The following is a 22242-nucleotide window of genomic DNA, read 5'->3' on the forward strand; positions in this document are numbered from 1 at the left end:
CGCCCTTACAGTTCGTCCAGCGCGGCGCTCGCTTCGATCCAGCTTTCTTCGATCGTACCCAGCTTCTTTTCGACCGAGGCGCGGCGGACCATGAGGTCGGTCGTGGTCATTTTCGCTTCGGCGCCCGTCGCTGCCTTCGGGTCGAACAGCGCCTGGTCGATGCGGCTACGTTCGGCCGAGAGCGTGGCCATCTCCTTTTCCGCCTTGCTGATTGCCGATTTCAGGCTCTTCTGCTTTTCGCGCCATTCGGCTGCATTGCGCTTCTCCGCCTTGCGGTCCTTGGGCGCGTCGCCCCCGCTGCCGCCGCTGTCAGCCTTACGCAAAATGATGTCGGTATAGTCTTCCAGGCTGCCGTCGAACGGCTGGGCCGTGCCGCCATCCACCAGGACGAGGCGATCGGCCACCAGTTCGATCATGTGGCGATCGTGGCTGACGATCACGACAGCGCCCGAATATTCATTGAGGGCCTGCACCAGCGCTTCGCGGCTATCGACGTCCAAGTGGTTGGTCGGTTCGTCGAGGATCAGGAGATGCGGGGCATCGCGGGTGATGAGCGCCAGCGCCAGTCGGGCACGCTCGCCACCGGACATGGAACCGACCTGCTGCGTGGCGCGCTCACCCGAAAAGCCGAAGCGGCCGAGTTGCGCGCGGACGGCGCCCGGCGTCGCGCCCTTCATGACGCGCGTCATATGCTGGAGCGGCGTGTCGGCGATGTCGAGCTCCTCCACCTGATATTGGGTGAAGTAGCCGACATTCATCTTGGCCGAGCTGTTCATCGACCCTTCCATCGGCGCCAGCTGCGCCGCGATCAGGCGCGCGAGGGTCGTCTTGCCGTTGCCGTTGCGGCCGAGCAGCGCCAGCCGGTCATCGGGATCGATGCGCAGGTTCACCCGGCGCAGCACTGGCGTGTCGCCATAGCCGACCGCCGCCATGTCCATGGTGATGAGCGGCGGGCGCAGTTCGGGCGGGCTGGGGAAGGCGAAGGACAGCGACGGGTCCTCGATCGCGGCGGCGATGGGCTGCATCTTCGCCAGCGCCTTGGCGCGCGACTGGGCCTGCTTGGCGGTTGAGGCGCGGGCAGAATTGCGGGCGACATAGTCCTGCAACTTCTCGCGCTCGGCCTGCTGCTTTACGCGTGCGGCCTCCTGCTGGGCGAGGCGTTCGGCGCGCTGCCGTTCGAACGCGTCGTAGCCGCCGGGATAAAGGGTGATCTTACCCCCTTCCAGATGCAGGATATAATCGACCACATTGTTGAGCAGGTCGCGCTCATGGCTGATGACGACCACGGTGCCGCGATAGGCCTTGAGGAAATTTTCCAGCCACAGCGTCGCTTCCAGATCAAGGTGGTTGCTGGGTTCGTCGAGCAGCAGCAGGTCAGGTTCGGAAAAGAGCAGCGCGGCGAGCGCGACGCGCATTTTCCAGCCGCCCGAATAGCTGTCGAGCGGCCGCCCCTGCATTTCATCGTCAAAGCCAAGGCCGACCAGAATGCGGGCGGCTCGGGCGGGCGCGGTATAGGCGTCGATCGCCATCAGCCGCTCGTAAATATGGCCGAGGCGATCGGGGTCATGGGTCGTTTCGCTCTCCGCCATCAGGGCGGCGCGTTCCTTGTCGGCGGCCAGCACGGTTTCGAAGGGCGTCGCCGTGCCGGTGGGCGCTTCCTGCGCGATATAGCCCAGGCGCGTGTCGCGCGGCATGTCGCAACCGCCATCGTCGGGGTCGAGTTGCCCGATCATGACCTTCATCAGCGTGGACTTGCCCGCGCCGTTGCGACCGATCAAACCCACACGGCTGCGCGGCGGCAGTGCGGCACTGGCGCGGTCGATGATGGTACGGCCACCCAGCCGCACGGTGATATCCCTGATATTCAGCATGGGACGCCCTCTAGCAGAGCCGCGCGGGGTGGTGAAGGTGCGGGCTGGGAGTTTTACAGTCAGGCAAGGCGTTGCGAAGTTCACACCATATTGGCCGACGCATTTGCGCGGCTACGGACGGGTGGCGTCGATTTCGCAATAGGAGAATTTTTGCGAAATAAGGCCCCGGACCCATAAGGCGGGGAAGTTCACGGTCGGAAAGAGCCGATAGCGCCATGCCATGGACCGGCCCCTGTAGGAAAGCGCGTTGGAGCGGCGCGGTGCCTGTCCGGCCTTCGGCGAGCTGACGGCCTTATCGGGCGGACGCTGGCGTGGCTTCCTGCGCATAGAGGGTGAACTGGCTGTGCAGGCCACCCTCCGACGATTGCCCGAGCCACAAGTCGAACAGGCCGGGTTCCGCAATGATGCGGTTGCCCGATCCGACAAATTGCAGGTCGGTGCGGGACAGGGAGAAGCGCACGGTCCTGCTCTCTCCCGGCCCGAGCGTGACGCGTTCGATTCGCTTTAGCTCGCGCACGGGGCGGGTGCGGCTGGCCACGCGATCGCGAATGTAGAGTTGTACGACTTCGCTGCCGCGCCGATCCCCCTTGTTGGTGAGTCGGGCCGTCACCTCGATCGCGCGGTCCCAGCGCAAGGCGGTGTCGGACAGCTTCAGATTGTCGAGCGCGAATGTCGTGTAGCTGAGGCCATGACCGAAGGGATAGCGGGCACTGTTGTCCGTGGTCATGTAGCGCGCGCGATATTCGGTGCGGTTGTCGATCACCGGGCGGCCGGTGGACTTGCGGTCGTAGAAGAAGGGCTCCTGCCCCGATTCCCACGGAAAGCTGACCGGCAGCTTGGCGGAAGGATCGACCCGGCCGAACAGGATGTCGGCGATGGCATGGCCCGCTTCCGATCCCAGGAACCAGGTAGCGAGGATAGCTTGCGCGCTCGCGACGGACCCATGCAGCGCAAGAGCGCGGCCGTGACGCAGCAGCATGATGACAGGCTTGCCGGTGGCCGCCACCGCGTCGGCCAGCATCTGCTGGGGCGGCGGCAGTTCGATGACGGTGCGCGACTGCGCCTCCCCCGACATGTCCTGCGATTCGCCAAGCACGAGCAGCACGATGTCCGCCGCCTTCGCCGCCTCGACCGCCTGCGCGATGCCGCCGTCGATCGGCGTCATGATGTCGCAGCCCTTGGCGATACTCAGCAGGGCGGGGTCCGGCATGGCGGCGCGCAGACCGGCGGCGATGTCCACGCCCTTTCCCTTCTCACCGTAAAACGCCCAGGGGCCGTAGATATTGGCGCGATCCTCGCCGAACGGGCCGATCAGCGCGATCTTCTGGCGCTTGGCAGGATCGATCGGCAGGACGCCGCTATTCTGGAGCAGCACGATCGAACGCCCAGCCGCTTCCCGCGCCAGTACCCGATGCGCGGGCGTGGCGATGCGGGTGCGTTCGGCCTCTTCGCTTATGGAACGGTAAGGATTGTCGAACAGGCCGATCGCCGTTTTGACATAGAGGATGCGGCGCACGGCGACATCGATCGTCTCCATGGGCACCGCGCCGCTCTTCACCAGATCGGGTAGGTGGCGGATATAGAGGCCGCTCTGCATCGACATGTCGACGCCCGCCAGCACGGCAAGGCGGGCGGCATCCCGCTCATCCTCCGCGAAGCCATGAGCGATCAGTTCCTCGTCCGCCGTATAGTCGGAGAAGACGAAGCCGCGGAACTTCATCTCGCCGCGCAGCAGGTCGGTCAGCAGTTCGCGGTCGGCGGTAGCGGGGACGCCGTTGATCTCGCTGAACGCCGCCATGGTGGTGAGCGCGCCTGCCGCAAAGGCAGAGCCGAAGGGCGGCAGGTGCGTTTCTCGCAATGTTTCGTCGGAGATATCGACGCTGCCATATTCAAGGCCCGCCGCGACCGCACCATAGGCGGCGAAATGCTTGGGGCAAGCGAGGAGCGAATCGTCTCGCCGCAAGTCGCGCCCCTGAAATCCCCGGACGCGAGCGGCGGCGAACAGACTGCCGAGATAGACATCCTCCCCCGCTCCTTCGACCACCCGGCCCCAGCGCTGGTCGCGCGCGACATCGACCATGGGCGCGAAGGTCAGATGCAACCCGGCCGCGCTTGCCTCCTGCGCCATGGCGCGGGCGGTGCGTTCGGCGAGCGCGGGATCGAAACTCGCGGCCTCCGCCAGCGGGACGGGAAAGATGGTCTTGAGCCCATGGATGACGTCGCCCGCCAGCAGCAGCGGAATGCCAAGGCGGCTTTCCTTGACGGCAATCTCCTGCGCGCGGCGGGCGCCTGCCACGCCGATGCCGTTGAACAGGCAGCCTACCCGCCCCTTGCCCACCTCTTCCGCCAACCGCTTTTCATCCTGGATGCCGACTTGCGGATTGGGCGGATTATAGGGACGGAAGCTGTCGGTGAGGCAGGTCATCTGCCCCGCCTTTTCCTCCACGGTCATGCGAGCGATCAACGCATCAACGCGTTCCACTTCGGTCGCGGCGAACGCCCGGCGCGCAAAAGGGAAGGCGAAGGAGCCGGACATGGCGGCAGCCAGGAAGGCGCGACGGTCGATGGTCATTGGACGACAGCGTAACGGATGATTGTTGCCGGGCCAACGCCCTGCTCCGCCATATGTTGCCGCCACGCGGTCAGCCGGGTGCGAACAACTTCGTCCCCATGACGCCGATGACGATCAGCGCCATGAAACCGGCCTGCACGGGGGCAATGCGGTCGCCGAACAGGATCATGCCGCCAATGATGACGCCGACCGCGCCAAGGCCGGTCCAGATCGCATAGGCGGTCCCGGCAGGAATACCCTTCATCGCGAGCGCCAGCAGGCCCATATTGAGGAAGCTCAAGGCGATGGGCACGGACGAAGCCTGCCAACTGCCAACGGTCGCCGCCCATTTAAGGCTGAGCGCCCAGCAAATTTCAGTGAATATAGCAATGCCAAGCACAAGCCACGCCATGACGAGCGGTCCTTCTTCAGGCGGGCTCGGATGGAAAGCGCGCAGGCCGGAAACCCGAAAGAGGCGGCGCGCCCGCGATGGGGCAAAAGCCCGAAGGCCAATAGGCCCGAAGGGTGGTGGACAGGGCTGGATTCGAACCAGCGTACGGGAAACCCGGGCAGATTTACAGTCTGCTGCCTTTAACCACTCGGCCACCTGTCCAGTGCCCTTACGCGGCAAGCAAAAACTGCCTTTTACCGCGCTGGAGGCGCGCTCAATGGCGAATGGAGGCTTGCCTGTCAATGGTGGTATGTGAAAAGAGCGCTTCCATGAAAAAAGGACATCGCAGCGCAAAGCCCAAGGGCAACTTCCCCCGCTTCTACGGGCGGCATGCCGTCATCGCGGCTCTCGCCAATCCGAACCGGGTGGTCCGGAAGATCTGGGGCACGCGCGACGCACTCAATGCGCTGGACCTGCCGCCAGTGCTGCCCATCGTCTATGCCGATGTGGCGGACCTTGGCCGCATGGTGCCGTCCGATGCTCCCCATCAGGGGATCGTCGCGGAGGTTGAGCCGCTGGATGACGTATGGCTTGGCGAGGCGCTGGAAGCGGGCCAGGACGACAGGCGGCCCGTACTGGTGCTCGACCAGGTGACCGATCCGCATAATGTGGGCGCGATCCTTCGGTCGGCGGCGGCGTTCGACGCGCTGTGCATCGTCACGCAGGACAGGCACGCGCCGCCTGAATCGGGCGTGCTCGCCCGATCCGCATCCGGCGCGCTGGAAATCGTGCCATGGGTGCGCGTCGTGAACCTCGCCCGCGCGCTCGATGAGATTGCGGAGGCCGGATATTGGCGCATCGGCCTGGATGGCGAGGCGGACACGATATTGGGCGAGGCGATCGGCGAATCGCGTGTCGCGCTGGTGCTGGGCGCGGAGGGTGAAGGCCTTCGCCACAACAGCATGGCCCATTGCGATATTTTGGCTAAACTGCCGATCAGCCCGCGCATGGAGAGCCTGAACGTCTCCAACGCGGCTGCGATCGCCCTGTACGCCGCCGCTAGCCGGTAACGGGGCAAGACTGCGCTGATGATGCAGCGCATGTGAAGGGGGGACGACATGGCTGTTATTCTTCGCGCCGCCAGCGCATTGGCCTGCTGCCTGATGCTGGGCGCTTGCCTGGTGACTCCGGGCAAGTTCGAATCTACCCTAGACATCCGCGCGGATCGGCAGTTCAACTTCACCTATAAGGGCGAGATAATCTCGTCCGACATGAAGGGGCTCGGCGCTCCCGGCAATGACCCTGTCGGCGATGGTTCGCCAGAGAAGAAGGACAGCGCCCTTCACAAGACCGCGATGCAGAAGGGCCATGAAGAAGGATTTGGCGGTGGCAGCGCTGCCGGTGACGAAGCGCAAATGCAGGCAATGGCTGCCGCGCTTTCCAAGGAAAAGGGATTTCGCTCGGCCCGTTATATGGGCAACCATCGGTTCGAAATCGACTATGCGATCAGCGGACGGCTGACCCACAGCTTCCTCTTCCCCTTCAACAGCGACGCGGAAATCGTCCTGCCCTTCGTCGCGATTGAGCTGCGTGGTGACGATCGGGTGCGGGTGAAGGCGCCCGGCTATTCCAACGGGTTCGACAAGAGCCGTGAACCCATGGGACAAAGCGGGCCGGGAGAGGACGCGTCAAAGGCGCTCGACGGCCACTTCACGCTGACTACCAACGCGGAAATCGTCAGTCAGAATCAGGAGGAGGGCGCGCAAAGCACCGCCGACGGCAAGCGGATCGTCTGGCGGATCACCCCGCTGACGAACGAAGCGCCCATGGCGACGCTGCGCGTCAGCCGGTAACGGGCGCCCCGATCGGGAAGATCAGTCTTCCGGCGCGATGGTGACGCGCAGGCCGTCCAGATCGTCGTTCATCACCAGCTGGCACGACAGGCGGCTGCTCTCATTGCGATGATCGGAGCTGTCAAGCAGGTCGTTTTCGTCTTCGCTCAGCGCAGGCAGCTTTTCGGCGAAGGCGGGATCGACATAGACATGGCAGGTAGCGCAGGAGCAGCAACCGCCGCACAGCGCCAAAAGCTCGTCAAAGCCGTTGTCACGGATGACTTCCATCACGGACAGGCCGCTGTCGCCCTCGACAGCCTGCTCTTCACCCGCACGGTTGACCACTATCAGTTTAGGCATGTACCTCGATCCCAAAATTTTCCACCGCCGCTCATAGGCGGGGGAGCCGATAAATCAAGCCGGAAGCAAGCAGAGCATGGTCACCACCTCCGAGCAGCTGCGAAACAGCCTGGATGCGATCGCCGTCCTTGAACCCGGTTTTGCCGCCGCATTGGCGCGGGTCGGCTATCCCCTGCCGCGCGTGCGGGAGCCTGGATACGAGACACTGCTGCGCACCATCGTCGGTCAGCAAGTGAGCGTCGCCTCGGCCGCCGCCGTCTGGCGCAAGCTGGAGGCGGAGCTGGGCGAAGGATGCGCGCCCGGCCAGTTGCTCTCCCGCGATTTCGATGCGTTGCGCGCGTGCGGCCTGTCCCGTCAGAAGCAGGGCTATGCCCGGAGCCTCGCCGAACTGGTCACCAGCGGGCAGGTCGACCTTCACGCCCTGCCCCAGGATGATGAAGAAGCGATCGCCCTCCTCACCCAGATCAAGGGCATCGGCCGCTGGTCAGCCGAAATCTACCTGCTATTCGCCGAAGGGCGGCCCGACGTCTGGCCTGCGGGCGACCTCGCCGTACAGATCGAGGTGGGCCGCATCCTTGGGCTTCCCGAACGGCCCAGCGAGCGCGAGACACGAGCGCTTGCCGAACGGTGGCGGCCCCATAGGGGTGCTGCCGCGATCATGGCCTGGCACCATTATAATACGGAGGTACTCTAAACCCATGTCCCTGCCCCATGCCCGCTACATCGTCCTGGAACATGAGGGCGTCTGGAAGATCAATCTCGACAACCGCTATTATGGCCCCTTCGCCACCCGCGAAGCCGCTGTCGAGAACGCGACCGAGACGGCGCGCAAGGCCGGGGATGGTGGCTACCCGGCGAGCGTCCTGCTGATGCAGGGAACCAAGTTCGATACGCTCTGGACGAACCAGGAAGACGCTGCGTCTTCCTGACTTTTTTCGATTTTTGCGGAACCAGATGGCGAACTGGACATTATCGGCTCCAGTTTCGCGGGCTGAGGCATGAATAAGAAGGTTCTAATCGTCGAGGACGAAATTTTCGTCGCACTGGAGATCGAGCAGATCGTGGAGGACGCGGGTTTCGCGGTCAGCGCCATTGCCGCCGACCGTGAAAGCGCCCTTATGGCCGCTAATGACTGCGATATCGCTTTGGTGGATCTGAACCTGCGCGACGGGCCTACCGGGCCGGGCATCGGCATGGAGCTTGCCGCCCGATATGGCGTCCGGGTAATCTATGTGACCGCCAATCCCGCGCAGATCGGTGTCGCGGCCGAAGCCGCGCTAGGCGTCATAACCAAGCCCTTCCGCCCGCACAGCATCGCCCAGACGCTTCGCCTCGCAGCGTGTGAACAAAGGGACTTGGAGACAGCCGATATTTACGGCTTCACGCCATTTCAGTCAAAGCCCGGCTCATGGAACGGGATGGAATCCACAGGCTGATCACCAGTCCTTCAGGCCGCCAGTCACGTTGCATTCGTCCACCCAATTGCCGCTCGGCACTGAGCGCCATGAGGCGGCTGCCAAAGCCTTCATGGCTCGACGGCTTTACTGGTGGCCCGCCTTCTTCCCGCCATTCGATGCAGATGTCCGCGTCCTCGTACCGGACATCGATATGGACACGCCCCGAAGGCACGGAAAGTGCACCATATTTGGCTGCATTGGTCGCCAGCTCATGGAAAAGCAGCGCGAGCGGCGTGGCCGAGCGGTCATCGATCGCGGGATCTTCGCCGGAAAACACGATGCGGCTTTCCCCTGCATCGGTATAGGGCGCGAAGATTTGCTCCAATATGCCGCGCAGGCGACCTTGCCGCAGATATTCGTCACCCTCAGCGCTGTGCGGACGAATGAAGTCATGCGCGCGGCCCAGCGCCATGATCCGGTCGCGCAGATCATCTGCCACCGGGCGGATCGCCGGGTCTTCACGCGCCGATAGCCCAATCAGACCCGTGATCACCGAAAAGATATTCTTGATCCGGTGCGACAGTTCGTGCGCGATGATCTCGCGCTCTTCCATCATGAGCTTCTGCTCGTGAATTTCCGTGCAGGTGCCGATCCACCGGGTGATGCGGCCTTCATCGTCGCGGATGGGCAGAGCGCGGCCCAGCGTCCAGCGATATTCGCCGCTGTGATGGAGCAACCGATATTCTATCTCATAAGGGTCACCGGTTTTCAGCGAATGGCGCCAGCACTGCCACGCGCGTTCGCGGTCGTCCGGGTGAAAGTTGCCGTTCCAGCCATCGCCATCCGTCGAATGTTCGGCCGCGCCGGTATATTCGTACCAGCGCGCGTTATAATAATCATGATAGCCGTCGGGCAGCGTGGACCAGACCATTTGCGGCATGGTGTCGGCCAATGTGCGGAACAGCCGGTCGCTTTCCGCCACCGCCTCGGCATCCTTGACCTGCTGGGCAATGATATCCTGGTCGCGACGGCGGCCCTCCAATTCCATCATCACCTGGCGCGCGAGCAGGGAAAGGCCCTGACGTTGAAGCGATGTAAGGTCGTCGCGCGGCTTGTCATCGATGATGCAAAGCGCGCCCAGCGGCACACCTTCGCCATTGAGCAACGGCGCCCCGGCATAGAAACGGATATGCGGCGGGCCGGTCACCAGGGCATTTGTGGCAAAACGTGGATCGGCGCTGGCGTCCCGCACGACGAAGATCGCCCCATCCTGCATGGCATGCGCGCAGAAGGAGAGGTCGCGCGGCGTTTCTTCCGCATCCAGCCCGGTGCGCGCCAAAAAGCGCTGGCGTTCGTCCTCGACAATGCTGACCAGAGCGATCGGCGCTTCGCAAAGCGCGGAGGCGAATTCGGTTATCTGGTCCAGCGTGCGAAAACCGCCGGCATCCAGATCATAGCGCGCCAGTACGGCCGCGCGATCCGTCTCCAGCCCCCTGCCGTCAGCCATCGCTGACCCGTTCGATATCCGCGCCCACGGCCGACAGTTTTTCCTCCAGCCGCTCATAGCCCCGGTCGAGATGGTAGACGCGGTTGACCTGCGTCTCCCCTTCGGCCGCAAGCCCGGCGAGGATAAGGCTCATCGACGCGCGCAGGTCGGTCGCCATCACGGGTGCACCCACCAGACGGTCGACGCCCCGCACGACTGCGGTGCGGCCATTGACCCCGATGTCCGCCCCCATGCGCGCCAATTCGGGCACGTGCATGTAGCGGTTTTCGAAGATGGTTTCGGTCAGCACGGATGCGCCGTCGGCCTTCGTCAGCATGGCCATGAACTGCGCCTGCATGTCCGTGGGGAATGCCGGGAAAGGCGCGGTGGACAATGTCAGCGGCTTCAGCTTGCCATCCGCCGTTACCCTGATCCCGTCCTTCAGCTCATCCACCTGCACACCCGCTTCGCGAAGGGCCGCAAGGATTGCATGCATGTCATCGGCGCAGGCACCCGCCAGTTCGAGCGAGCCGCCGGTGATCGCCGCCGCGCATGCGTAGCTGCCTGCCTCGATCCGGTCGGGCATGACGCTGTAGGTTGCGCCATGCAGACGGTCCCGGCCGTGGATGATCAGCTTGTCGGTGCCAACGCCTTCGATATCCGCGCCCATCGCGATGAGCAATTTGCACAGATCGACAATCTCCGGCTCACGCGCGGCATTTTCCAGAATGCAGGTGCCCTTTGCGAGAACGGCAGCCATCAGGGCATTTTCCGTCGCGCCCACGGACACTACGGGGAATGTGTAGATGCCGCCCGGCAGCCCGCCATCGGGAGCAGAGGCGCGCACATAGCCCGCGTTGATCTCAATCACCGCGCCAAACGCCTCCAGCGCCTTCAGGTGCAGGTCGATCGGCCGGTTGCCGATGGCGCAGCCGCCCGGCAGCGAAACCCGCGCCTCACCTGCGCGCGCGAGCAAGGGGCCAAGCACCAGGATCGACGCCCGCATCTTGCGCACGATGTCGTAAGGCGCTTCGGTCGATGTGACCCGGCCCGCGCGCAGCGTCATGACACGGCCGAAATCCTCCGGCCGCGCGCCTTCGATCATGGTCGATACGCCTAGCTGGTTCAGCAGGTGACCAAAGCTGTCGACGTCGGCCAGGCGCGGCAGGTTGCGCAACGTGACCGGCTCATCCGTGAGCAGCGCGCAAGGCAGCAGGGTCAGCGCGGCGTTCTTGGCGCCGGAGATGGGAAGGCGGCCGCTGAGCTTTTTGCCGCCGCGTATTTGAATGCGGTCCATCGACTGGGTTCTTAACGCTAAATGCGTCAGGCGCAAGGCACGAGCGATCATTGCGGTTAACGCTACCGTGCTTCCCGGGATACGCTCGCGAAACATTTACACTTTCGGGTCGCTGAAATTGATCGAGTTTAGTGCGCGGCCCGCAAATGCAGCCAAAAGGCGAAAGGGGCGTTTTGCCACCGTAACGACAAACTTGATTAAAGGTGCTGTGGGTGGCGACAGGTTGTTTCGCGGACAGGCTCGCAAAGCACGTGCCCTTGTCCGACGAGGAGAGGAACGCGCTGACCAGACTGGAGGAAAATCCGCGCAAGGTAAAGCGCGGGGCCATGATCCAGCGCGTCAATGATACCGTGACGGAATTGTTCGTGCTGCGCGAGGGGCGGGTGATGAGCTTCGTCATCCTGCCCGATGGCAGCCGCCAGATTCTGCGCGTCTATTTCCCTGGCGATTTCATCGGTTCCGCCAGCACGATCTACAACAAGGCGCCCGAATCGCTCGTCGCGCTGTCCGACGCCATTGTCTGCCCGTTCGACAAGCACGCCTTGCGCCGGTTGCTGGAGGAATATCCCAGGGTCGCGGCGCTGCTATTCCTGCTGTCCAGTTCGGAAAAGGTCGCCCTCACCGATCGGCTCGCATCGCTGGGCCGCACATCGGCCAAGGCGCGCGTGGCGTCGTTCCTGCTCGACATTTTCGACCGGCTGCGCGTCACGGATGACGGCGTTACCGACAGTTTCGACCTGAAGCTGACGCAGGAGGAGATCGGCGACGCGATCGGGCTGACGTCCGTCCATGTGAACCGCATGGTGCGGCAGATGGAACAGGAAGGGCTGATCAGCCGGGCGAACGGCCGCATCACCCTGCTGAACATGGCGAGGCTGGAAGAAATTGGCCATTACACCAATCGGCACAAGGATATGGATCTGGACTGGATTCCCGCCCTTAGCTGACGGGCTGGGCGAGCGTCAGGCCAGCAGTTCGACATCCCAGTACAGCCAGTCGCGCCAGCTTTCATGCAGATAGTTGGGCGGAAAGGCGCGGCCATGTTCCTGTAACTGCCAGCTTGTCGGCCGGATCGGCGTGACGTGCAGTCGCATGCCCGCTTCCTTCGGCGTGCGCCCGCCCTTCCGCAGATTGCAGGGGGAGCATGCCGTGGCCACATTCTCCCAGGTCGTCCGGCCACCGGCGCGGCGGGGGACGACATGATCGAAGGTCAGGTCACTGGGCGATCCGCAATATTGGCAGGTGAAACGGTCGCGCAGGAACAGGTTGAACCGGGTGAAGGCGGGATGTTCGGACGGCTTCACATATTGTTTGAGCGCGATGACCGAGGGAATCTTCATATGCAAGCTGGGGCTGTGCACCTCCCGCTCATAGCTGGCGACGATGTCCACACGTTCCAAAAAAACCGCCTTGATAGCGGTTTGCCAGGGCCAAAGGCTGAGCGGATAATAGCTTAACGGCGTATAGTCCGCGTTCAGAACCAGCGCCGGACAGTTTTCCGGATGTCGTATCAGGTCGGGATGGTACATAAGAACCCTCGAAACCCCATTTGCCAGGTTTCTGATTGATCAGGAACGTGACGGCAACATGACAGCATTAACCACCCCGACCCGTCAAGGGCCTGTATGATCCAATCCCTGCCGCCACAGCATGTGGTAACCCGCTTCGCCCCCAGCCCTACCGGCAGGCTGCATATCGGCCATGGCTGGTCCGCCCTGATGGCGATGGATTTTGCCCGCGCGAATGGCGGCTCGTTTCACCTCCGTATCGAGGATATCGACGGCACCCGCAGCCGTCCCGAGCATGTCGCGGGCATAGTGGAGGACCTCAACTGGTTGGGGGTGGCGTGGGATGGCGAGATCATGTTCCAGTCCGACCGGCTCGATGATTATGAAGCCGCACTGAAAAGATTGCGGCAGATGGACCTTCTCTACCCCTGTTTTTGCACCCGCGCCGACATCGCGGCCAGCACCAGTGCGCCGCACGGGCCGGAGGGGCCTGTTTATCCGGGCACCTGTCGCGCATTGCCTCCGTCCGAGCGCGAACGGCGGATCGCGGCGGGCGAACCCCATGCATGGCGATTGGATATGGCGAAGGCGGTTGCGGCCGCAGGGGAACTACACTGGAAGTCTGCCCCCCTCCCCACCTCCGCGCTGCCCCTCCGGGAACAGATGATAGAAGCGAAGCCCCAGACCGCAGGCGATGTAGTCCTCGCGCGCAAGGATGCACCAGCAAGCTATCACCTTTCCTGCACCGTCGATGATGCCGCGATGGGCGCGACCCATGTTCTGCGCGGGGAAGACCTGTTTGCCGCCACGCATGTGCATCGGCTGCTTCAGGCGTTGCTCGACCTGCCATCGCCCATCTATTGTCACCATCCCCTGCTCGTCGGCGCGGATGGCAAGCGCCTTGCCAAGCGCGATGGCTCGATCGCCCTTGCGGACCTGCGCGCGCAAGGCGTCGATCCCGCCACCCTCGCCGCCGATCTGCGCGAGGCGCGCTTTCCGGTTGGCATTTCATTGGCAAAGTCATAGATTCAGCCCATGAACACCGTTCTTGTCATCGCCCTCATCCTTGCCATGGCCGCGACGCTCTTTGCGTTGATCCGGGGCATCATCGCCTTTCTTCAGACGACGAAGGAGCAACTGAACGCGCCGGACGGCACGCCCAGCCCTTCCAGCCTCAAGCAGAACAAGATGATGATGAACCGTATCCTGTTTCAGGCGGCGGCCGTCATCATCGTTGCGATCCTGCTGCTGATGAAGGGCAACGGCTGATCCGCCGATGGTGAAGCTGAACAAGATCTACACCCGCACCGGCGATGCGGGCACGACCGGCCTTGTGGACGGATCGCGCCTGCCCAAACATGCCCCGCGCATGCAGGCAGTAGGCGATGTCGATGAAGCGAACAGCGCGATCGGCCTTGCCATCCTTGCCATTGGCGAACGGCCTGAAGCGGGCTGGCTGACGACGATCCAGAATGATCTGTTCGATCTGGGCGCTGACCTGGCGACGCCCGTGCCGGATGGACAGGACGAACCCTGGGCGCTGCGGATCATCGCCACGCAGGTCAAACGGCTGGAAGACCAGATCGACGCCATGAACGCCGATTTGCAACCGCTGGACAGCTTCATTCTGCCCGGCGGGTCTCCCGCCGCCGCCGCCGTCCATCTCGCCCGCGCCATAACGCGCCGGGCCGAACGCAGCGCTACGGCAGCGGCCACGGAAGTTGCGCTCAACGCTCAGGCGCTCGCCTATCTCAATCGGCTGTCCGACCTGCTCTTCGTCCTTGCCCGACGCCTTAATGGTAATGGGGCGGACGACATCAAATGGGTTCCCGGCGCCTCGCGTTAAGGCGGCGGGTCAAAGTCGCCGCAGTCCTATTGCACGACCTTAGCCGACCAGGTGGTGATCCAATGCCAGGCGCCACGGCATTCGCCCATGGCGCTGGCGGAGGCCAGCCGGAACCTGACGCCGTCCCAGATATAGCTTTCGCTGCCGCCGCAATCGCCCAGGCCCCGGCCCTTGGCATAGCTTTCCAGCGAAGCATTTTCGGGCGTCCAGGATGCGTTGACCAGCATGGGCTTGGCCGCATTCTCGCTCCATCCCGGTTGATAGTCGAAGGACGCGTAGCGGAAGCTGCGCCGTCCCGGAATGCCGGTCGCGATCACCGGAACAGCGGAAAAATTATAAGCACCCGCACCGCAAGGAACCAGCACCAGCGTCTCGGTTCGGGAAAGGCGGTAAAGCTCCGGCGGGGACGCATCGCGCATCTCGTCGGCACAAGCGGTGAACTTGCCGAGCGCCGCCAGTTCCTCACGCCACAGCGTCACCGGCGTAGCACCCGCCGGGATAAGCGCCCGGCGTATCGTAACCATCGGCGGCGCGGCACGCACGGCGCTGGCGGCCAGCGGACCTGTGGCGACCAGCGCCGCCATCGTGCCCGCGCGCCCCTGCCTTGCATCCATATAGCGCATGGCGGCGGCAGCACCGGCCAGTGAGGGACGCGCGATCAACTTGCCAGCCGACCGCAGTTCCAGCTTCGACCCCCCCGCCATGGCGATGGCGAGCGCCGACGCCTGCGGTCCTTGCAGCCGGGCTTCCCCATCCTTGCTGATCGTCGTCGCGATTTTCCGGCCATCGACCAGGAAACTGACCTCTTCCTGTCCCTTTGCGTCGCGGCTTATCGAGATTTCCGGCCCGGACGCGCCACCGGCATCCCGCTGAATGCTCAGCATGACCGGCTTGTCCGGCCAGTCGGCGCCTTCCGGCAACAGGGACACGGCTTCGCACCGGCTGCGATTGTCGCAACCGATGGTCCAGTCCTTGTAGGTTTCCAAAGTGCCGGGCCGAGGCGTCTGAGCAGAAAGCGGCGCCGATGCGATGAACGCGGACAGCATAGCTGCCAGCGCGATTAAGCGTGTGTCCCCCATGGGTTAAGTATAACTTAATTCACAGGCGGACGGTAGTAGCTTCCTTCGCGCCGCCCGATCCGCCTCTGGCCAACCGCCAGTGTCAGACCGAACCCCATAATGAAAAAGGCCGGTGTCCTTCGACACCGGCCTCTTCGATCAAGCCGCCTTGGCGCGCGACATGCGCTTGCGCTCGTTCGGATCGAGGTAGCGCTTGCGCAGACGGATATTCTTGGGCGTCACTTCGACCATTTCATCATCGTCGATATAGGCGATCGCCTGTTCCAGCGTCATCTTCTTGGGCGGGGTCAGGCGGACGGCGTCATCCTTGCCGCTGGCGCGGAAGTTGGTGAGCGCCTTCGACTTCATCGGATTGACTTCAAGGTCTTCCGGCTTGGCATTCTCACCGATCACCATGCCTTCGTAGAGCGCTTCGCCCACGCCCACGAACAGGATGCCGCGTTCTTCCAGCGGACCCAGCGCATAGGCATTGGCTTCGCCCGCACCGTTCGAGATGAGGACGCCGTTCTTGCGGCCTTCGATCTTGCCCTTGTGGGGGCCATATTTCTCGAACAGGCGATTCATGATGCCGGTGCCGCGCGTGTCGGACAGGAATTCGCCATGATAGCCGATCAGGCCGCGCGAGGGAGCGGAGAAGGTGATGCGGGTCTTGCCGCCGCCCGAGGGGCGCATGTCGGTCATCTCGGCCTTGCGGATGTTCATCTTGTCCACGACCGTGCCGGAAAATTCATCGTCCACGTCGATGACGACGGTTTCGTATGGCTCGGTCTTGCCGCCATTTTCGTCTTCGCCGAACAGCACGCGCGGACGCGAGATGCCGAGTTCAAAGCCTTCGCGGCGCATGGTCTCGATGAGGACGCCCAGCTGCAATTCGCCACGGCCAGCGACTTCGAAGCTGTCCTTGTCGTCCGATTCCGTCACCTTGATCGCGACGTTCGATTCCGCTTCGCGGGCCAGACGGTCGCGGATCATGCGGCTCGTCACCTTGCTGCCTTCACGGCCCGCCATCGGCGAATCGTTGACGGCAAAGCGCATCGACAGGGTCGGCGGATCGATCGGCTGCGCCTGGATCGGCTCGCTGACCGAGGTATCGCAGATGGTGTTGGCGACGGTCGCGACAGTGAGGCCCGCGAGGCTGATGATGTCACCCGCCTTGGCTTCGTCGACCGGTACGCGGTCGAGGCCCTGGAACGACATGATCTTCGACGCGCGACCGGTTTCGATGACCTTACCGTCCATGTCGAGCGCGTGGATCGCCTGGTTCACCTTGACCGTGCCGGACTGGACGCGACCCGTAAGGATACGGCCGAGGAAGTTGTCGCGGTCGAGCAGCGTCACGAGGAAGCTGAACGGCGCGTCCTGCTCCAGCGACGGCGGCGGCACATGATCTACGATCTTCTGGAACAGCGGCTCCAGAGTGCCTTCGCGGCGCTGCGGGTCTTCGCTGGCATAACCGTTGCGGCCCGAAGCGTAGAGGACGGGGAAGTCGAGCTGTTCGTCATTGGCTTCAAGCGTCACGAACAGGTCGAACACTTCGTCCAGCACTTCCTGGATGCGCTCATCGGGACGATCAACCTTGTTGACGACGACGATGGGACGAAGGCCCAGCGCCAGCGCCTTGCCGGTCACGAACTTGGTCTGCGGCATCGCGCCTTCGGAAGAGTCGACCAGCAGGATGACGCCGTCGACCATCGAGAGGATGCGCTCCACCTCGCCGCCGAAGTCGGCGTGGCCGGGGGTGTCGACGATGTTGATGCGGGTGCCGTTCCATTCGACCGAGGTCGGCTTCGCGAGGATGGTGATGCCGCGTTCTTTTTCGAGGTCGTTCGAATCCATCGCGCGCTCTTCGACGCGCTGATTGTCGCGGAAGGTGCCGGACTGGCGGAATAGCTGGTCGACGAGTGTCGTCTTGCCATGGTCAACGTGCGCGATGATCGCGATATTACGCAGGGACATGCATGTGCCTTTGGGATTTTGGTTTTCCCGGCCGGCACCACGCCTGACCAGATGTATCGCGCGCGCCCCTACAGGAAATGACGCGTTGCGGCAAGGGCGAGGGCCGCATTTGCATCGGCCGGAACGCAGGACCATATTCCACATTGAAGCACCACTGTTATAGTTACATATAACAGCTTGAAGGAGACGTTATGGCCAGTACCGCGCCCACGACGGCGACCGCCGACACGCTCAACCTGACGCCGCCCGATCCGGTGCCGCCCGTCGCGCCGGAGAAAGCTGCGGGCCTCGTTCCGATCGATGAGGACAAGCGGTCCAAGCTGGACGAGAAGGTCGATGCCTTTGTGGACGACCTCGTCGCGCAGGACGCCAATTCCCCTGAATTCGGACAGCGGGTGGACCAGCTGACCAATATGGGCCGCAAGGAAATCGCGGAAGCGGCGGGCCATTCCAACCGCTTCCTCGACCGCCCCGTGCGCGCGATGGACAGCGATAATAAGGTGGGCGCAGACCTTGCCGAGTTGCGCCGCACGGTCGAGGATCTCGACCCCGGCAAGCGCGGCAGCCTGCTCGCGCCCAAGAAGCTGTTCGGCATCATCCCCTTCGGCAACAAGCTGCGCGACTATTTCGACGGCTACAAAAGCGCGCAGGGCCACATCAATTCGATCCTTGGCTCGCTGGCGAGTGGCAAGGATGTGCTGATCAAGGACAATGCCGCCATCGATGTCGAGCGGCAGAATATGTGGGCGACCATGGGCCGTCTGGAGCAGATGATCCACATCTCCAACACGCTCGACGCGCGGCTGGAGGCGAAAGCGCTGGAACTGGACTCTGCCGATCCAGCCAAGGCCAAGGCGATCCGGGAAAGCGCGCTCTTCTACATCCGCCAGCGCACGCAGGATTTGCTGACGCAGATGGCGGTCACGGTGCAGGGCTATCTCGCGCTCGACCTCGTCAAGAAGAACAATGTCGAACTGGTGAAGGGCGTCGATCGCGCCAGCACCACGACCGTCGCCGCGTTGCGCACCGCCGTCACCGTGGCGCAGGCGCTCGCGGGCCAGAAGCTGGTGCTGGAACAGATCACCGCGCTCAACACGACCACCGCGAACATGATCGATTCGACCGGCGAGATGCTGAAGAACCAGACTGCGCAGATCCATGAGCAGGCCGCGTCCAGCACGATCCCCATAGAGACGCTGCAACGCGCTTTCCAGAACATCTACGACACGATGGACAATATCGACACGTTCAAGGCCAAGGCGCTGGAGAATATGAAGACGACGGTGAACACGCTGACGAACGAGGTCGAAAAGTCGAAAGGCTACATCGCCCGCGCCGAAGGTCAGGCGCAGGCCGCGCAACAGGCGCGCGCCGACAATCCGCTGCTGAGCGCGATCGAGGCATGAGGAAGTGAGCAGGTCCGACCGTGTCCTTGCCAATGCGGAAGCAGTGCTTCGCCGTCATGGCTTGAGAGCGCGGAGCCTGTCGGCACGCGCCCGGCGCAGGCGCATCGCGGCCCTGATGCGGAAGGTCAAATGGGCCTTCTGGTCGGTGCTCGCGGTGCTCATCGGCTGCATGGTTGCCGGCTTCTTCATTCCGCTTGGCACAAACGGCCTGATGATTGCGCTTGGTATCTTGATCGCCGCGCTTCTGCTGATCGTGGCCCTCCCCTCGGAGCCGCGCATTCGGACGCAGTCGCTTGCTTCCGCCCCGCTAACCACGCTCCCGCTTCAGACCGAAATATGGCTGAACAACCAGCGCAAAGCCCTTCCCGCTCCGGCCGTTCCGGTGGCGGACAGCATCGGCGTCAAACTGGAGACGCTTGCCTCACAGCTCGAACGCCTCAATGACAAGGAACCAGCCGCGCAGGAAATCCGCAAGCTGCTGTCCGACCACCTGCCCGAACTGGTCACAGGTTATGAATCCATCCCCGATCCGCTTCGCCGCGAGGAACGCAACGGGCGCGTTCCCGAGCAACAGCTGATCGAAGGACTGAAGGTGATCGACGGAGAACTCGCGCGGATCAGCGAGACGCTTGCCAGCGGCGACATCGACAAGCTGGCGGTGCAGAACCGCTTCCTGGAGCTCAAATATCAGGAAGCAAAGGAACTCGGCCACTAGGCCAGCGGTCCTTCTGTCATGATCCACCTGACGCTGATCATCGTCGATTTTCTGACTGGCCTGCTCGCCGCCGGTGCGTGGGCGCTCGCCTCCGCGGGGGGCGTCATCGCCGCGCTGCTGGGCGGCGGATTGGTCAGCGCATCCCTGTTCCGAAGATGGCGCAAGCGGGGCTAAGCGTCAGCTGCCCCGAATAAGGGTGTCGATCGCCTCATCGGCCAGGAGCTGGCTGAACTGAATGCCGAAGCGCTTGCCCCGCGCCCACATGACCCGGCCGCTTGTTTCCACGCCGATCGCCTTTATCGCCACATAACTTCCCGTAGCAGGCGGCGTTTCGCAGTGCGCCAACGCTCCCGATGTGGACAGGTCGAGGAAATGACCGCGCATCTCCGCATTGCCGACGCATAGAGTGACAGGGCCGAACATCTTGTGTCGTGCAGTGTGCCGCCGCTGTTCGGCATTACCCGTCAGGAATTTGCTTTGGTCAATCATACCGAGCTTCCCCCCCGGCCACTCAATCACAAAAAGGTCAAGGCCATCCACAGAATCATGGTTAACTCGCCATTATCTACCTTTTCCCCTAGGGAAACCGCTAATTTGTATCAGCTGTGCTTTTGATCGCACAGGGCACGATGCTTTGGGGCGACGGCCGGGCCACGATTCTGCGAAAGCGGGCAAAATAGCCTCCCGCCGTTGGCTTGGGCACCAGTTCCTCCAGCCGGAAACCAACCGATGCGAGTTCACAGATCAGTAGGCGCGGCGGCGTTCCATGCTGCCCGGTCGGGCGATCCGCGTCGACGACGATCAACTCGCCATCCTTCTTGAGCGCCGGACTGAGGTTCCACAGAAAAGCATAGGGTTCCGCAATCTCATGATACATATGGACCATGAGGATGCGGTCGAAGCTGTTCTCCGGCAGCTTCGGGTCTTCCGGCGCGCCCAGCCGCACGCTGACGTTGCGCCAATCCTCGCGCGTGATGCGGCGGGACAGGGCCTCGATCACTTCGGGCATGATGTCTTCGGCCAGCACGCGACCCTTGGCACCCACCCGGTTTGCAAGGCGGACAGTATAATAGCCTTCGCCAGCGCCGATATCCGCGACCGTCATGCCCGGCCGAATGCCCGCGCGGTCCATGATATCGTCGGCTTCGTTAACGCGATCGCGCGCTTCTTCGCTGGACCAGCGGGTCGAGACGATGGGCGCGACCGGCCGGTCGGCTCGCGGAAAATCACGCGCGGCGGCGGGCCGGTCATCCTGCTTGGCGGATGACAACAGGCCGCAGCCTGCCAGCAGGAACAATGATCCCGCCAGCGCCGCCCGCATCATCAGTCGACATCCTCCACATCGACCTTCTCGCCCGTCACCTTCTGCGACAGGGCAGCCGCCATGAACGGGTCGAGCGCGCCGTCCAGCACGTCGTCGGGAGAGGTTGAGGTAACGCCGGTGCGCAGGTCCTTCACCAGCTGATAGGGCTGAAGCACATAGGAGCGGATCTGGTGGCCCCAGCCGATCTCGGTCTTCGCCTGATATTCGCCCGAAGCCGCCGCCTCGCGCTTCTGCAATTCGGCCTCGTACAACCGGGCCTTCAGCATGTTCATGGCCGTCGCGCGGTTCTTGTGCTGCGACCGGTCATTCTGCGATGCGACGATGATGCCCGAGGGAATGTGGGTGATGCGGACGGCGGAGTCGGTGGTGTTGACGTGCTGCCCGCCCGCGCCAGACGCGCGATAGGTATCGATCTTGAGGTCGCCTTCATTGACCTCAATCTCGATATTGTCGTCGATCACCGGATAGACCCACACAGACGAGAAACTGGTGTGCCGCCGCGCCGAGCTATCATAGGGGCTTATGCGCACCAGCCGGTGCACGCCGCTTTCGGTCTTGGCATAGCCATAGGCGTTCTCGCCCTTGAACAGGAACGTCGCGGACTTGATGCCCGCCTGATCACCCGCCTGATAGTCGACCAGTTCCACCTTATAGCCACGCCGTTCTGCCCAGCGGCGGTACATGCGGGACAGCATTTCCGCCCAGTCCTGGCTTTCCGTGCCACCCGCGCCCGCATGGATTTCAAGGTAAGTGTCGCTGGCATCGGCCTCACCGGCGAGCAGCGCCTTGATCTTGTCCTCGTCCGCGCGGTCGGCCAGCGCCTTCAGGGACGCGACGCCCTCATTGACCATGTCCTCATCGCCCTCGGCCTCGGCCATTTCGATGAGTTCGGCGGTGTCGGTCTTTTCGCTGTCGATCGCCCGGGTCGCGCCGATCGCGGCTTCCAGCCGCGTGCGTTCGCGCATGACTTCCTGCGCCATCTTCTGATTGTCCCACAACGTCGGGTCCTCGACGCGAGCGTTCAACTCGTCGAGACGGCGCAGCGCGCGATCCCAGTCGAGGAAGCGGCGCAGCAGGTCCAGCGCGGCGTCGATACGGTCGATATATTGCTGCGCTTCGGCGCGCATGGGAACTCTCCAGACAATTCGGGGCGCTCCCCGGCATCGGGCAGGAAACGCACTAAACGCCTGCCCCTATCCGAGGGCAGCGGATTTGGGAAGGTT

The 22242-nt window shown here is 63.4% G+C and carries 24 protein-coding genes and 1 tRNA gene; 12 read left to right on the forward strand and 13 right to left on the reverse strand.

Features of this window, described 5'->3' with window-relative positions; all coding sequences use genetic code 11:
* Nucleotides 1–5: 5 nt before the first annotated feature.
* The 4 genes from ACYU81_RS05390 to ACYU81_RS05405 form a co-directional block, all read right to left on the reverse strand.
* Nucleotides 6–1871, reverse strand: a complete 1866-nt coding sequence (locus tag ACYU81_RS05390) for an ABC-F family ATP-binding cassette domain-containing protein (RefSeq protein WP_460986754.1) — start codon at nt 1869–1871, stop codon at nt 6–8.
* 292 nt (nt 1872–2163) lie between these two features.
* On the reverse strand, nt 2164–4443 hold the full coding sequence (locus tag ACYU81_RS05395; protein ID WP_460986756.1) for a glycoside hydrolase family 3 N-terminal domain-containing protein: 2280 nt from the start codon (nt 4441–4443) through the stop codon (nt 2164–2166).
* 70 nt (nt 4444–4513) lie between these two features.
* Nucleotides 4514–4834 carry a DMT family transporter gene (locus ACYU81_RS05400; RefSeq protein ID WP_460986758.1) on the reverse strand — a complete coding sequence of 107 codons (321 nt, stop codon included), beginning with the start codon at nt 4832–4834 and terminating at the stop codon, nt 4514–4516.
* A 114-nt stretch (nt 4835–4948) separates the two neighbouring features.
* Nucleotides 4949–5035, reverse strand: a tRNA-Tyr gene (locus ACYU81_RS05405).
* Between the two features lie 107 nt (nt 5036–5142).
* On the opposite strand from ACYU81_RS05405, the gene ACYU81_RS05410 reads away from it, so the two are divergent.
* Together ACYU81_RS05410 and ACYU81_RS05415 are read left to right on the forward strand one after the other, a co-directional pair.
* Nucleotides 5143–5883 (forward strand): TrmH family RNA methyltransferase, encoded by a 741-nt coding sequence (locus tag ACYU81_RS05410; RefSeq protein WP_449474118.1) that lies wholly within the window; start codon nt 5143–5145, stop codon nt 5881–5883.
* A 48-nt stretch (nt 5884–5931) separates the two neighbouring features.
* Complete coding sequence (locus ACYU81_RS05415; RefSeq protein ID WP_460986761.1) at nt 5932–6666, forward strand: hypothetical protein; 735 nt, start codon at nt 5932–5934, stop codon at nt 6664–6666.
* A 21-nt stretch (nt 6667–6687) separates the two neighbouring features.
* Here the strand turns inward: ACYU81_RS05415 and ACYU81_RS05420 are convergent, their stop codons facing one another.
* The gene (locus ACYU81_RS05420; RefSeq protein WP_449474120.1) at nt 6688–7005 is read right to left on the reverse strand and encodes a 2Fe-2S iron-sulfur cluster-binding protein; all 318 of its coding nucleotides are present in this window, start codon (nt 7003–7005) and stop codon (nt 6688–6690) included.
* 76 nt (nt 7006–7081) lie between these two features.
* Here ACYU81_RS05420 and ACYU81_RS05425 point away from each other — a divergent pair, with 76 nt between their 5' ends.
* From ACYU81_RS05425 to ACYU81_RS05435, 3 genes are all read left to right on the forward strand, one after another.
* Nucleotides 7082–7699, forward strand: coding sequence for a DNA-3-methyladenine glycosylase family protein (locus ACYU81_RS05425; protein ID WP_460986763.1), 618 nt, complete (start codon nt 7082–7084; stop codon nt 7697–7699).
* 4 nt (nt 7700–7703) lie between these two features.
* Nucleotides 7704–7934 carry a DUF2188 domain-containing protein gene (locus tag ACYU81_RS05430; RefSeq protein ID WP_460986765.1) on the forward strand — a complete coding sequence of 77 codons (231 nt, stop codon included), beginning with the start codon at nt 7704–7706 and terminating at the stop codon, nt 7932–7934.
* Between the two features lie 69 nt (nt 7935–8003).
* Nucleotides 8004–8441 (forward strand): response regulator, encoded by a 438-nt coding sequence (locus ACYU81_RS05435; protein ID WP_460986767.1) that lies wholly within the window; start codon nt 8004–8006, stop codon nt 8439–8441.
* Here the strand turns inward: ACYU81_RS05435 and ACYU81_RS05440 are convergent.
* Nucleotides 8386–9909 carry a PAS domain-containing protein gene (locus tag ACYU81_RS05440; RefSeq protein ID WP_460986769.1) on the reverse strand — a complete coding sequence of 508 codons (1524 nt, stop codon included), beginning with the start codon at nt 9907–9909 and terminating at the stop codon, nt 8386–8388. The two genes, ACYU81_RS05435 and ACYU81_RS05440, sit on opposite strands and share 56 nt — an antisense overlap.
* On the reverse strand, nt 9902–11185 hold the full coding sequence (gene murA / locus ACYU81_RS05445) for a UDP-N-acetylglucosamine 1-carboxyvinyltransferase (RefSeq protein ID WP_449474129.1): 1284 nt from the start codon (nt 11183–11185) through the stop codon (nt 9902–9904). The genes ACYU81_RS05440 and murA overlap by 8 nt, the downstream gene beginning before the upstream one ends.
* Nucleotides 11186–11397: 212 nt before the next feature.
* On the opposite strand from murA, the gene ACYU81_RS05450 reads away from it, so the two are divergent.
* Nucleotides 11398–12132 carry a Crp/Fnr family transcriptional regulator gene (locus tag ACYU81_RS05450; protein ID WP_449474130.1) on the forward strand — a complete coding sequence of 245 codons (735 nt, stop codon included), beginning with the start codon at nt 11398–11400 and terminating at the stop codon, nt 12130–12132.
* A 15-nt stretch (nt 12133–12147) separates the two neighbouring features.
* Here ACYU81_RS05450 and ACYU81_RS05455 read toward each other — a convergent pair whose 3' ends face one another.
* Nucleotides 12148–12714: an HNH endonuclease gene (locus ACYU81_RS05455; RefSeq protein ID WP_460986772.1), complete on the reverse strand. Its 567-nt coding sequence runs from the start codon at nt 12712–12714 to the stop codon at nt 12148–12150.
* 96 nt (nt 12715–12810) lie between these two features.
* Between ACYU81_RS05455 and gluQRS the strand changes: the two genes are divergently transcribed.
* From gluQRS to ACYU81_RS05470, 3 genes are read left to right on the forward strand one after another with little or no spacing between them, the layout of a single operon-like run.
* Complete coding sequence (gluQRS, locus tag ACYU81_RS05460; RefSeq protein WP_460986774.1) at nt 12811–13719, forward strand: tRNA glutamyl-Q(34) synthetase GluQRS; 909 nt, start codon at nt 12811–12813, stop codon at nt 13717–13719.
* A 9-nt stretch (nt 13720–13728) separates the two neighbouring features.
* A complete protein-coding gene (locus ACYU81_RS05465) occupies nt 13729–13962 on the forward strand; it encodes a twin transmembrane helix small protein (protein ID WP_449474136.1) in 234 nt (77 codons plus the stop codon).
* Nucleotides 13963–13969: 7 nt separating this feature from the next.
* Nucleotides 13970–14539, forward strand: a complete 570-nt coding sequence (locus ACYU81_RS05470) for a cob(I)yrinic acid a,c-diamide adenosyltransferase (protein WP_460986776.1) — start codon at nt 13970–13972, stop codon at nt 14537–14539.
* A gap of 26 nt (nt 14540–14565) precedes the next feature.
* Here ACYU81_RS05470 and ACYU81_RS05475 read toward each other — a convergent pair whose 3' ends face one another.
* Both ACYU81_RS05475 and typA read right to left on the reverse strand, forming a co-directional pair.
* On the reverse strand, nt 14566–15618 hold the full coding sequence (locus ACYU81_RS05475; protein WP_460986777.1) for a DUF1176 domain-containing protein: 1053 nt from the start codon (nt 15616–15618) through the stop codon (nt 14566–14568).
* Nucleotides 15619–15756: 138 nt separating this feature from the next.
* The gene (typA, locus tag ACYU81_RS05480; RefSeq protein WP_460986778.1) at nt 15757–17574 is read right to left on the reverse strand and encodes a translational GTPase TypA; all 1818 of its coding nucleotides are present in this window, start codon (nt 17572–17574) and stop codon (nt 15757–15759) included.
* Between the two features lie 191 nt (nt 17575–17765).
* On the opposite strand from typA, the gene ACYU81_RS05485 reads away from it, so the two are divergent.
* The 3 genes from ACYU81_RS05485 to ACYU81_RS05495 are packed head-to-tail and all read left to right on the forward strand — an operon-like array spanning nt 17766 to nt 19869.
* The gene (locus tag ACYU81_RS05485; RefSeq protein ID WP_460986779.1) at nt 17766–18980 is read left to right on the forward strand and encodes a toxic anion resistance protein; all 1215 of its coding nucleotides are present in this window, start codon (nt 17766–17768) and stop codon (nt 18978–18980) included.
* Between the two features lie 4 nt (nt 18981–18984).
* The gene (locus ACYU81_RS05490; RefSeq protein ID WP_460986780.1) at nt 18985–19695 is read left to right on the forward strand and encodes a hypothetical protein; all 711 of its coding nucleotides are present in this window, start codon (nt 18985–18987) and stop codon (nt 19693–19695) included.
* A gap of 18 nt (nt 19696–19713) precedes the next feature.
* Nucleotides 19714–19869, forward strand: a complete 156-nt coding sequence (locus tag ACYU81_RS05495) for a hypothetical protein (protein WP_449474146.1) — start codon at nt 19714–19716, stop codon at nt 19867–19869.
* 3 nt (nt 19870–19872) lie between these two features.
* On the opposite strand, the gene ACYU81_RS05500 is transcribed toward ACYU81_RS05495, so the two are convergent.
* From ACYU81_RS05500 to prfB, 3 genes are all read right to left on the reverse strand, one after another.
* Nucleotides 19873–20184: a PilZ domain-containing protein gene (locus ACYU81_RS05500; RefSeq protein WP_449474147.1), complete on the reverse strand. Its 312-nt coding sequence runs from the start codon at nt 20182–20184 to the stop codon at nt 19873–19875.
* Between the two features lie 100 nt (nt 20185–20284).
* Entirely contained in the window at nt 20285–21019 is a 735-nt protein-coding gene (locus tag ACYU81_RS05505) for a class I SAM-dependent methyltransferase (RefSeq protein ID WP_460986781.1), read from the reverse strand.
* Complete coding sequence (gene prfB / locus ACYU81_RS05510) at nt 21019–22146, reverse strand: peptide chain release factor 2 (RefSeq protein WP_196224571.1); 1128 nt, start codon at nt 22144–22146, stop codon at nt 21019–21021. The genes ACYU81_RS05505 and prfB overlap by 1 nt, the downstream gene beginning before the upstream one ends.
* Nucleotides 22147–22242 lie beyond the last annotated feature (96 nt).

It is taken from the genome of Sphingobium sp. TomTYG75, from assembly GCF_054771635.1.